This window comes from Neorhizobium populisoli, from assembly GCF_019430945.1.
Lineage (GTDB): Bacteria > Pseudomonadota > Alphaproteobacteria > Rhizobiales > Rhizobiaceae > Neorhizobium > Neorhizobium populisoli.
Genome location: NZ_JAHYCB010000005.1, coordinates 632,417 through 643,675 on the forward strand (window position 1 = coordinate 632,417; position 11,259 = coordinate 643,675).

The 11,259-nt window shown below is 60.6% G+C and carries 12 protein-coding genes; 4 read left to right on the forward strand and 8 right to left on the reverse strand.

Translation table 11 applies throughout. The features are described 5' to 3' along the window. Nucleotides 1-13 precede the first annotated feature (13 nt). The 3 genes from KX729_RS17285 to KX729_RS17295 all read right to left on the reverse strand — a co-directional run bounded on the left by KX729_RS17285 (nucleotide 14) and on the right by KX729_RS17295 (nucleotide 2,440). Nucleotides 14-505, reverse strand: coding sequence for a hypothetical protein (locus tag KX729_RS17285; protein WP_219743696.1), 492 nt, complete (start codon nucleotides 503-505; stop codon nucleotides 14-16). Between the two features lie 119 nt (nucleotides 506-624). Then, complete coding sequence (prfH, locus tag KX729_RS17290; RefSeq protein WP_376775983.1) at nucleotides 625-1,236, reverse strand: peptide chain release factor H; 612 nt, start codon at nucleotides 1,234-1,236, stop codon at nucleotides 625-627. Continuing rightward, entirely contained in the window at nucleotides 1,226-2,440 is a 1,215-nt protein-coding gene (locus KX729_RS17295) for an RNA ligase RtcB family protein (RefSeq protein WP_219743698.1), read from the reverse strand. Before KX729_RS17295 ends, prfH begins: the two co-directional genes overlap by 11 nt. Nucleotides 2,441-3,156: 716 nt before the next feature. On the opposite strand from KX729_RS17295, the gene KX729_RS17300 reads away from it, so the two are divergent. Further along, nucleotides 3,157-5,061 carry a methyl-accepting chemotaxis protein gene (locus KX729_RS17300; RefSeq protein WP_219743699.1) on the forward strand — a complete coding sequence of 635 codons (1,905 nt, stop codon included), beginning with the start codon at nucleotides 3,157-3,159 and terminating at the stop codon, nucleotides 5,059-5,061. A gap of 67 nt (nucleotides 5,062-5,128) precedes the next feature. Here the strand turns inward: KX729_RS17300 and KX729_RS17305 are convergent, their stop codons facing one another. Next, nucleotides 5,129-6,142, reverse strand: coding sequence for a zinc-dependent alcohol dehydrogenase family protein (locus tag KX729_RS17305; RefSeq protein WP_219743700.1), 1,014 nt, complete (start codon nucleotides 6,140-6,142; stop codon nucleotides 5,129-5,131). Nucleotides 6,143-6,242: 100 nt separating this feature from the next. On the opposite strand from KX729_RS17305, the gene KX729_RS17310 reads away from it, so the two are divergent. After that, nucleotides 6,243-7,142 (forward strand): LysR family transcriptional regulator, encoded by a 900-nt coding sequence (locus tag KX729_RS17310; protein WP_219743701.1) that lies wholly within the window; start codon nucleotides 6,243-6,245, stop codon nucleotides 7,140-7,142. Between the two features lie 3 nt (nucleotides 7,143-7,145). Here KX729_RS17310 and KX729_RS17315 read toward each other — a convergent pair whose 3' ends face one another. Continuing rightward, the gene (locus tag KX729_RS17315; RefSeq protein ID WP_219743702.1) at nucleotides 7,146-8,039 is read right to left on the reverse strand and encodes a LysR substrate-binding domain-containing protein; all 894 of its coding nucleotides are present in this window, start codon (nucleotides 8,037-8,039) and stop codon (nucleotides 7,146-7,148) included. Between the two features lie 114 nt (nucleotides 8,040-8,153). Here KX729_RS17315 and KX729_RS17320 point away from each other — a divergent pair, with 114 nt between their 5' ends. Beyond that, entirely contained in the window at nucleotides 8,154-9,194 is a 1,041-nt protein-coding gene (locus tag KX729_RS17320; RefSeq protein WP_219743703.1) for a YeiH family protein, read from the forward strand. A gap of 62 nt (nucleotides 9,195-9,256) precedes the next feature. Here KX729_RS17320 and KX729_RS17325 read toward each other — a convergent pair whose 3' ends face one another. Continuing rightward, nucleotides 9,257-9,454 carry a DUF2735 domain-containing protein gene (locus KX729_RS17325; protein ID WP_219743704.1) on the reverse strand — a complete coding sequence of 66 codons (198 nt, stop codon included), beginning with the start codon at nucleotides 9,452-9,454 and terminating at the stop codon, nucleotides 9,257-9,259. Nucleotides 9,455-9,656: 202 nt separating this feature from the next. Continuing rightward, nucleotides 9,657-9,809, reverse strand: a complete 153-nt coding sequence (locus KX729_RS17330; protein ID WP_219743705.1) for a hypothetical protein — start codon at nucleotides 9,807-9,809, stop codon at nucleotides 9,657-9,659. A gap of 94 nt (nucleotides 9,810-9,903) precedes the next feature. Between KX729_RS17330 and KX729_RS17335 the strand changes: the two genes are divergently transcribed. Continuing rightward, nucleotides 9,904-10,944 carry a glutamine synthetase beta-grasp domain-containing protein gene (locus tag KX729_RS17335; protein WP_219743706.1) on the forward strand — a complete coding sequence of 347 codons (1,041 nt, stop codon included), beginning with the start codon at nucleotides 9,904-9,906 and terminating at the stop codon, nucleotides 10,942-10,944. 99 nt (nucleotides 10,945-11,043) lie between these two features. On the opposite strand, the gene KX729_RS17340 is transcribed toward KX729_RS17335, so the two are convergent. After that, nucleotides 11,044-11,259: transposase (locus KX729_RS17340; RefSeq protein ID WP_219743707.1), on the reverse strand; the 216-nt coding region annotated here is incomplete at its 5' end.

Sequence of the window (11,259 nt, forward strand, 5' to 3'; positions counted from 1 at the left end):
CCCAGGACTTCGGTCAACCCGCCGGACGGATGGTTGACCGGGGTGCCTCGGTTCTCGCCCTCCTGATCAGGAAGGCCATGCGATCACGCGAAAGCGCCGCCTTCTCCTGCTTCACATGTTCGCTGAACGACACCGCACCGCCCGGCATGCTGAGCAGGCAACGATATTGCCTGCCTCCCTCGCCATCATCTCCCTCTTCGATGATCGGCGCCGCCAACCGGTCCGGATCGACATGCTGTTCGTCATACGTCCAGAGCCAGCGGCGCTTGACGAGCCAGTCATGCGGATCCCTCTGCCAGACCGAAACGATCGGCCGATTGAAGGCGTGGATCGCAAGCCAACCGCCAAGCCCCCAGAAAAACAGGATGATCAAGGCGCGGAAAGGATGCACAGCGAGACCTTCCCGGATCGAGATCAAGGTCGAAAATGCGAGAACGGCAAACCAGGCGAAGATCAACAACCAGCCGTAGAACGGCCGCATGTTTCTAAAAAGCAGTCTTTCCATGGCTTTTGCCTCCCAAGACTTCTTCACATGCTTACTTTAGCACATCATTGAGAACTCCGCGATGGAATTGACGGGAGCCTCGTTTCGGAGGCTCCCATGTTTTCAAGGGCAAGTAGGTTTCAAAGCCGAAACGTCTTCACCTCATTGCCCCGCTCGAGATTGCGGTTGGCGAGAAAGCGTTCCTGGCGGGCGGCATCGGCCTTGCGGTGCTCCAGCATTTCCAGCATGCCGGTGAGCCGCCGGATCGCCAGCGCCCGGTTGCGATGCTGGGAGCGCTCGTCGCGCGCCATGGCCGTCAGCCCGGTCGGGATATGCACCGCACGGACGGCACTATCCGTCGTGTTCTGGTGCTGCCCGCCCGGCCCGCCGGCCCTCAGCGTTTCGAACCGCAGATCTGCCGGATCGAGAACGATGCCGGTATTTTCCGAGACGAGATCGATTGGCTGCACCGACACGAACCAGTTCTGCCGCTTGTGACCCGGTCGGACCGGGCTCTTGAACAGGAACTTGATCGTGCCGGAATAATCCGCCGCAAGCGAGGCGGCGGCCTCGCCATGCAGGCTGACGATCGCCGATTTCGGTCCGTGCCGATCCGGCATTGGACCAGAACTCACCTCGATGCTGCAACCGAGCCTTTTCGCCTCGGCCGTCAGGATGTCGATCAGCTTCGAAACCGCGATACGGCACTCGGCCGGACCGTTGCCGGATGTGACGAGAAGATCAGCGCTCATCATGGCGACGCCTCCTCTCCTGCCGGTAATCCGGCTTTCGGTCGCGCCTCTCGGCCTCGCCTTCGTCCACCGCCTTCTTGTAGGTAACGAGCGGCCGCATCGTCGCAACCGGCTCGATGAGCCCGGCCGAGACAAGATCGGCAACCACCTGCCCGGCATCCTTGTAGGCGGAAGCCGCTTCCTCGATGACTAGGTCGCGGTCATCACAGATTGCCACGCCGCCCCAGGAATTGCGCAGCAGCTGTTCGCGATCCGACCGCGTCTTGCCGACGCGACCGTGCATGGTGGCGCGGTCATATTTCCGACCTGCTCCATGCGAAATGCCGCCGAGAGCAGCGATGACGCCCTCGCCTGCCCGCACCACGTGGCTGAGGCTCGCTCGCGATCCGGCGACCGGTGCAAGTTCGCCGGGCTTTACTGCCGCTGCCCCCTTGTGATGCACGAAACCGCGATCCGACGCCCGCACGAGATTGTGTGGAATATCGGCCACGAGTTCGACATCGGCTCGAAGCGCCAGCGCCGCCCGCTCGGCGATCCGCCGTCGATTGAGCGAAGCCCAGGCAACGGCGCTGTCATGCGCCGAAAGCCAGTTCTGCCCCGCCTCAGAAGCGGGATCGATCCCCTCCATCAACCCGGCATGCGCAGAAATCGTCTCACCGAACACAGCAGCGCCGAGCCCACGTGAACCGGAATGAACGAGCAGGTAGAGCAGCTGGCTGTCGAGCGTACCTTCCGCACCCGACAGGCTCTCGACAGCCTGCAGCTCGCAGAAGTGATTGCAGCCACCGATCGTGCCGAGAGCCTCCGCGAAGAGATCGGCTGGCAGACCTGCCTGTTCCAGATGCGCGGCAGGGTCACCGATTTCCTGCGCTTCGAAATCGCGCAGGCGTGCGACGGCCTTGTCGATCTTCAGCTTGCGCAGCGGCAAATCGAGAACGAAGAGCGACATGCCACAGCCGATATCGTTGCCGATCAGCAGCGGGTGCAGGCGTTCGGATAATAGCGCAACACCGGTCGCGCCGTATTTGCCGGGATGCAGATCGGGGAAAGCCACGATCTCTGAAACACCAGGCAGCCGCGCCATCTCGTCAAGCTGATGAAGGGCGGCGCCTTCGATCCAGGCCTTGTCGGAAAACACGCGGGTAATGACCGCCGGACGCATCGACGGTGAAAAGGAGCTTCCGCTCCCGTTGGAAGTGCCCATGTGAATAACTCTGGGTAGGAGGTATCATCTGCCGCAGGCGCGACAGGTCAACCGGCATCCATCGGCGAAATCACCGATGTTTAAGCCGAAACCCCATTGGGGCGTGCTGAGATGTTCGTCATCGTTGCGCTCCCTTCATCCAGAAAAACGATGCCGCCTGATAAGCGAAAGGGAAAACAAGCGCAAGCGTTGCGCGAATTCATACTCGACACGGCAGAGAGGTGTGGCTAGAAAGCCTCTGTCGCCCCGGCGACATGTTTTAAGTCCAAACTCCAAGAGGAGGCAGCCATGGCTCGCAAACACCTCACCGACTTCAGCTTTTGAGGTCACGTCCAAGCGGCGTAAATCCTACCCGTCCGAAACCCGGGTCAAAACCGGCCGGCAGTTCGTGCACGGCGGTGTCGAGCTGATCGAAAAGCTCGGCCGCAACGATCCCTGCCCCTGCAACTCGCGGAGGCGGTTTCAAGAACTGCTGCCTGAAGACCGGCCAATATGATGGCATCCACCGCGATCACTACTTTTAGGGACCGCGAGTAATGCCTTGCCCCGCTGCAGACCTAATAGGCCTGTAGCGGGGACAGCAATTTGCTGCACCGCATTATTAACTCGACATTAGCTCAGCTATGCCAAGAAGTTGCCAGGGATTCTTAAAGGTGCCGCTCCCAACAGCACTTTCTGAGATTTCAAAATTCAACCGATTGGACCGGTAAAGAGCTATGGCTTTCAAAGATATGTCGATTTCGAAGAAGCTTGGCATCGTCACCGTGGTGATGGGCCTTTCTTCCCTGATCATTGCCGGCGTGTCCGGCACTGGCCTCTACAGCCTGCAGAAGGCAATGATGTCGGTGGGCGCCAGCGAAGAAGTTGCCCGCGAGGCGATGGACCTGCGCGTCGATATCATCGCCATCAGCCGTATGACCTATCAGCTGGCTGCCGAACCGGCGAAGGCAAAGGATTTCCGTGCCGAAACGGAAAAGCGCTCGGGGGAAATGCTCGCACGCCTGCCGAAGATCCAGTCCACCGCCGACGAGCCCGAAATGCAGCAGCTGAAGGCGATCCGCGGCGCATTGGACAGCTACTTTGGCAACATCCGCGCCATGGTCGATATCGCTGAAAAGAACCCGGCCGATGCGGCTGCCATCAGCGGCGCCCTGAAGGTCGCTCTCGACGGCCAGAAGGTGGTTACCGACACGGTCAAGGTCTACAGCACCTATTCCGGCAACCTGCTCGCTTCCGAGCGCGCTGCCGCCGTCGGCTCCTCGTCTACCGCTCTTCTGATCTCGGCCCTCTCGGCGATCGGCTTCATCATTCTCGGCGCCGGCATCAGCACGCTGGTTGCCCGCCGCGGCATCGCCCGGCCGATCCGCGACCTGACCGGCGCCATGGCAGAGCTTGCCAACGGCAATCTCGACGGCGCCCGCGTTGATGCTGCCCGCGGTGACGAAATCGGCGAAATGGCCCGCGCGGTCGAAGTCTTCCGCAACAACGCGCTCGCCATGAACGACCTGAAGGCACAGGAAGCCGTGCTGCATCAGCGCAGCAGCGACCTGCAGAACAGCATCTCGCATGTGGTCGCCTCCGCTGTCGCCGGCGATTTCTCCGGCCGGATCAACAAGGACTACCAGAACGAAGACCTGAACCGCTTCGCCAAGGGCGTCAACGAACTCGTTTCGAGCGTCGACAAGGCCGTCGCCGAAGTCCGCCGCGTCATCGCAGCGCTCGCCGATGCCGACCTGACCCAGACCATGGAAGGCCGCTTCCAGGGTGCGTTTGCCGAACTGCAGTCGAACGTCAACGCCACCATGGTTCGCCTGCGCGACACGATGGGCAATGTTCGCGCCGCCGCCGGCACGATCAACGACAACTCGGCTGAACTGAGCTCGGCTGCCAACGACCTCTCCAAGCGCACCGAGCAGCAGGCAGCCGCCCTTGAAGAAACGGCAGCGGCCCTCGACGAGATCACCGCAACCGTCCGGGCCGCCTCGGCCCGCGCCACGGAAGCCCGCGATATGGTTCACGAGACCAAGCAGAGCGCGGCCAAGTCCGGCGAGATCGTCCGCAGCGCCGTCACCGCCATGGGCCGTATCGAAGGCTCGTCTGCCAAGATCAACCAGATCATCGGCGTCATCGACGAAATCGCTTTCCAGACCAACCTGCTTGCTCTGAACGCCGGTGTCGAAGCCGCCCGTGCAGGCGAAGCTGGTCGCGGTTTTGCCGTTGTCGCCCAGGAAGTCCGCGAACTGGCCCAGCGTTCCGCAAACGCCGCCAAGGAAATCAAGACGCTGATCAGCGCCTCGGCTGCCGAAGTCGAAGGCGGCGTCTCGCTCGTCCGCTCGACCGGCGACGCGCTTCTGGAAATCGAGAACCTCGTCAATCGCGTCAACGGCCATGTGGAATCGATCGCCACCGCCGCCCGCGAGCAGGCGACCGCGCTGGCTGAGATCAACTCCTCGGTCAACCACATGGACCAGATGACTCAGAAGAACGCTGCGATGGTGGAAGAAACCACCGCAGCCAGCGAAACGCTTGCCGGCGAAAGCCGCCAGCTGCAGAACATCCTCAGCAGCTTCAAGCTGGAAGAGGAATATCGCGCCGCAAGCCGCACCCGCTTCGCAGCCTGATAATAACTTCGATACTGACGAAAAAAGGCCCGGAACCTCCGTTCCGGGCCTTTTGTTTTTCGCCTCTTCAGACGTCGATAACGATCTTGCCAAACGGGCCGCGATCGAGATGGGCGAAAGCCTCCTCCGCCTCTTCGAAACGATAACGCCTGTCGATCACCGGCTTCAGGCCGATCGCATCGACGGCACGAACGAAGTCTTCCAGCGCCCGGCGGTGGCCGACGGAAATCCCCTGCACGATCGGCGCCTTCAAAAGCAGGTCCGGCGCATGAGCCGAAATTTCCAGTCCCTCGAACACGCCGATCAACGACACCCTTCCGCCGACCGCCACGGCCTTCAGCGCCTGCGCAAATCCCGTCCCACCGGCAATGTCGAGCACGTGATCGGCACCGTAACCTTCCGTCAAGTCGAGCAGCCGATCCACCCAGCCATCTCGGGGCAGCATATGGTTGGCGCCGAGGCCGCGCACCCGCTCCAGCTTATCGGCACTTGACGACGTCACGAAAATCTCCGCGCCATGCGCCCGGGCGATCTGCACCGCAAACAGCGCGACGCCACCGGTGCCCTGAACCAGAACCTTGTCGCCCGCCTTGAGATGGCCGCTCTCGATCAGCGCGGTCCATGCTGTCAGACCTGCGATCGGCAGCGTGCTCGCCTCGCCGGCATCAAGCGTCTTTGGAGCTGCAACGAACCAGTCGGCCGGAAAGGTGACATATTCGGAAAGCACGCCGGGATGGGCGCCTCCCAACGTCCGATAGGGCGGGTTGCGTGCATTGCCGAGTCCCTTGCCGTCCAGGCGGCCGGGCATAAAGGTGGAGATCACCTTGTCGCCAAGCGCGAAGCGGGTGACGCCGGGGCCGATCGCCTCTACCATGCCCGCCATGTCGGACACCGGCACGAAAGGAAAACTCAAAGGCAGACCCATGCCGTTTTCCATCACCAGCTTATCGCGGAAATTCAGGGATACCGCCTCGGTGCGGACCAGCACTTCGCCAAAATCCGGCACCACCACTTCCGTTTCGCGAATACGGAAATCCTTAGGCCCCAACCCCATCATGCTCCATTGCCTTGCCATTCTCATCACATCGTCCTTTCAAGATTGCGATGGAAAAGCATACCGTTGAATTTTAGTCCGCATTTGCGGTATAAATTCTCCATAATGGTTCCTTGAGGGAAACAATATGGAGCAGCTTAAAGACGTCTCGGTCTTCGTGGAGGCCGTCGATGCCGGCGGTTTTTCGGCCGCCTCGAAGAGGTTGAATCTCACCCGCTCGGCCGTCGCCAAGACCATCGGGCGGATGGAGGAAAGGCTCGGCGTCCGGCTTTTCCATCGCACCACACGCAGCCAGAACCTGACGGAAGAAGGCCGCTTCTTCTATGAACGATGCCAGCGGGCGGTTGAGGAAATCCGCCTTGGCGAGGCCGAACTGGAATCCGGCCGTCGCGAAGTGCGCGGCAAGCTCAAGGTCAGCATGCCGGTCATCTTCGGCCGCCAATGCGTCGCGCCGGTGCTGATCAGGCTTCTGGAAGATCATCCTGGCCTGGAGCTCGATCTCTCCTTCAGCGATCGGGTCGTCGATCTCCGTGCCAATGGCTTTGACCTTGCCGTCCGCAACGGGCGGCTGAAGGACGATGCCGAGACCATGGCTCGCCGGATCGCCTTTCAGCACCTGATGGTCTGCGCCTCGCCGGCCCATCTCGAAAGATACGGAGAGCCACAGAACTTAGAAGAGCTGCCGAAATTCGAAGGCATCGTCTACGGCAAGCAGGCTGGCCAGGAAGCCTGGATATTTCCAGCGCCCGACGATCCCTGGCGGATGGTCCTGCCGCGCTCGCGTCTGCGGCTCGATGATCTCGAAGCGATCCTCAATGCAGGCCTGGAGGGCCAGGGTCTGGTCCGCCTGCCCTGCTGGATGGTGCGCGACCATATCGCCAGCGGCCGGCTCAAACAGGTGCTCAAATCGGTGCCGTCCATCTCTTTCGAAACCCACGCCGTCTGGCCGCGCTCGCCGGTCATGCTGCCCAAGGTGCGCTTGGCCATCGACACGCTCGCGCGCGAAATTCCGCGCTTTACGGAATAGTGCTCAATCCTCTCCGGACGGCTCGTTCAACAGGTCGAGCATCGCCCGAAGCGCGCGGGTCACATGCCTTTCCGCATGATAAAGCGCCGAGAACTGCCGAAGCGGCATGCCGAAATCCGCTACATGCAGCCGTCCGGAAAACGAATGCGACGAAGCTGCACGGCTGGAAAGCACGGTGGCAGAAAGTCCCGCCTCCACCGCCGCCATCGCCGCCTCGTTGGACGGCAGTTCCAGCACGACGGAGAGCGATTGCGGCTCGATGCCGAGATTGACGAGCTGCGCTTCGAAGGCCGACCGCGTGCCGGACCCCTGCTCGCGCATGATCCAGCTGGTTTCCAGAAGATCGCTCGACCGGATCTTTCGCCCATCCGCCCAGGGATGACGGCTGCCGACGACGAGCACCAGCCGGTCCTCCGCCACCTTGCGGCGCTTCAGGCCGAGAAAGAACACCTCGCCTTCCACCACCGCCATCTCGGCCGCGCCTTCGAGCACCGCTTCCGCCGCACTTTGGGTATTGCCGACCGTCAGCCGCACATCCACGCGCGGATACCGCTCGTGATAACTCACCAGCCGCGATGGCAGCCAATAGCTCGCCACCGTCTGGCTGGCATGGACACGCAGGATGCCGGATGCTGAACCACCCAGATCGGCCAGCATATGTTCGGCCGAATGCGCCCGCTCCAGCACCGCTTTGGCCTCCGGCACGAACAACCGCCCGGCTTCCGTCAGCTCGATCCGCCGGCCAACCCGATTAAACAGGATCACCGCATGGCGCGCTTCCAGCGCCGAGATCGCTGCACTTACCGCCGATTGCGTGAGATTGAGCGCTTCAGCCGCGCGGGTGACGTGCTCGCGCCCGGCGACCTCAAGGAAAATTCGCAGCTGTTCAAGCGTCATGGATATCAAACCATTCGATTTAATCGAACGATATCACAAAACTTATCAATTGGATTTGTCTTTCCCAAAGATGGAGAATGATTTTCGATAAAAGCGATAACATCCGGAAAAATCATGAAGCCCGTTACCTCGACTGCGGAACAACGCCCTCTCTCCTCTTCATTCAGCCCTTCCGCCATCGGCCGCTTCATCCCGGGCCTTCTGTTGACTGCCGCGATCGCCGCGGTTGCCCTCACCATCCGCAATCTTTCCGGAATCACCGCGCTCAGCCCGCTGATCATCTCGATCATCATCGGCATGATCATCCGCAACGCGCTGCCTGTTCCGGCCATTGTCGAGCCCGGTATCGGCTTTTCGCTGAAGAAAATCCTCCGCACCGGCATCGTACTGCTCGGCCTGCAGGTCACCGCGATGCAAATCCTTTCGCTCGGTGGCGCCGGCCTTGCCATGGTAGTGCTGACGCTCGTTTCGACCTTTATAGCGATCCGCGTCATGGGCCGTGTGATGGGCGTCGACCACGCGCTCACCGACCTGATCGCCGCCGGCACCTCCGTCTGCGGCGCATCCGCCATCATCGCGACCAATACGGTGGTCCGCGGCCGCGAAGAGCATGTCGCCTATGCAGTTGCCTGCGTCACATTATTCGGCTCGCTGGCAATGATCGCCTATCCGCTACTCGCCAATCCGCTGGGTCTCGATGCGCGCGGTTACGGCCTCTGGTCCGGCTCGACCATTCATGAAGTGGCGCAGGTCGTCGCAGCCTCCTTCCAGGGCGGCGAAGTCTCCGGTCAGTTCGGAACGATTTCCAAGCTCGCCCGCGTCGTGATGCTGGCGCCTCTGATCATGACGCTGGCGCTCAGCCTCCGCTCGAACACTGAGGGCGGCGCGAAGGCTTCCGCGCCGATGCCTTGGTTCGTGTTCGGCTTTATCGCGATGATGCTGGTCAACAGCGTGATCACCATTCCGGCGAATGTCAGCCAGAATCTCGTAATGCTCACCAATTTCCTGCTGTCGATGGCGCTCGCAGCCATGGGCCTGCAGGCCAATATCGGCAAGCTGAAGGCCGAAGGCTGGCGGCCGCTGGCGCTGGGCGCCTTTGGCTGGGTCTTCATCGCGGTATTCGGCTTTGCGATGCTGAAACTCTTCGGTTTCTGAGAAGAACGGCAATACACAACGAGGCCGCGTCAGAAATGGCGCGGCTTTTTTGTTGCCGCAGATTAGCAAGGCTTAGGGCGATCGGTCTTAGAACCGTCTTGCACCGCTTCGTCATGGTACCAGCAGCTCACATCCACAACGTCGGGCGACATCTCATAGATGCCGGCAGGTGCCGTCAGGCCGTTATCGAGCTTGCGGCGCGGGCGAGCCGGGAAAGCCAGTATCTGCGCTGTCTCACGATGGATGTTAACAGTGGCCATCCTATCGTCTCCTAAACCTCAAGAGTGCATTCAAACGCATGCCGGGCACAAATCTGCACATTTTTTGTGCTTATTGCATTATTTTATATCAATTCGGCCGTAAACGCTAGGCGCTAATTTAGCCGGCTGCAGATATCCGGAGATCGATTTGCTCCCCTGGACCGCATTTGCAAAAAACGTGTGCTAAGCCCACGAAGTTCCGTCACACCGTCACGAAACCTTCAAAACCAGCGCTTTCCATGAGGCCCTGCTTATTGACGTTGGAAGTCGATACAGGCTGAACCGCTGGAAAACCGGAGCCTTTACGCTTTTTTAAGGAAAAAAGACCGTCCAGCTTAAAACTGGCACGGCACATGCATTCTCTTTTTCATCCCCGAGGGGTGGCGCCTAAAGCGTCGCTCGCCTCAGGATGGCTCAACCATGCAACACGGCCTGAGAGATAGAAGATTATGACCAAGTATAAGCTCGAGTACATCTGGCTCGACGGTTACACCCCCGTCCCGAACCTGCGTGGCAAGACGCAGATCAAGGAATTCGATGCATTCCCGACGCTCGAGCAGCTTCCGCTCTGGGGCTTTGACGGCTCCTCCACAATGCAGGCCGAAGGCCGCTCGTCGGATTGCGTTCTGAAGCCCGTCGCCATCTATCCGGACCCGGCCCGCACCAACGGCGTGCTCGTCATGTGCGAAGTCATGATGCCGGATGCCGTCACCCCGCATCCGTCGAACGCCCGTGCGACCATCCTCGACGACGAAGGCGCCTGGTTCGGCTTCGAGCAGGAATATTTCTTCTACGAAAACGGCCGCCCGCTCGGCTTCCCGGAACAGGGCTATCCCGCTCCGCAGGGTCCGTATTACTGCGGCGTCGGCTCCTCCAATGTCGGCCCGGTTGCCCGCGAAATCGTCGAAGAGCATCTCGACCTCTGCCTCGCTGCCGGCATCAACCACGAAGGCATCAACGCCGAAGTGGCCAAGGGTCAGTGGGAATTCCAGATTTTCGGCAAGGGCTCCAAGAAGGCCGCCGACCAGATCTGGATGGCACGCTACCTCTTGCAGCGCCTGACTGAAAAATACGGCATCGATATCGAATACCACTGCAAGCCGCTCGGCGACACCGACTGGAACGGCTCGGGCATGCATTGCAACTTCTCGACCGAATATATGCGCACCGTCGGCGGCAAGGCCTATTTCGAAGCCCTGATGGCGCAGTTCGAAAAGAACCTGATGGACCACATCAACGTCTATGGCCCGGACAACGACAAGCGCCTGACCGGCAAGCACGAAACGGCTCCGTGGAACAAGTTCTCCTACGGCGTTGCCGACCGCGGTGCTTCGATCCGCGTCCCGCACTCGTTCGTCAAGAACGACTACAAGGGCTACCTCGAAGACCGCCGCCCGAACTCCCAGGGCGACCCCTACCAGATCGCTTCCCAGGTTCTGAAGACGATCTCGGAAGTCCCGACCGAAGGTTTTGCTTCGGCTGCCGCCTGATCGAACTGAAGTCCTCCCAAGGATAGAAAAACGCCGGCCACGAGGCCGGCGTTTTTCGTTTAGGCGACGGTCAATTGAACTAATACCAACCGTCATTGATCAGAACCCTTGTGCCCAGTTGCGCCTTCCGATCGACATTATCTTCCACGGTCGGTCCTGCAGTGTTCGCCAAGCGTAGCAGCAATGATCGACGATATCCTCGTATGACTTGAAGACACGGTTTGAAAGCCAGTTATCCCGCATGAACTGCCAGATATTTTCGACAGGGTTCAACTCGGGCGATTTGGGCGGCAGTGGCAGGATGGTGATGTTTTC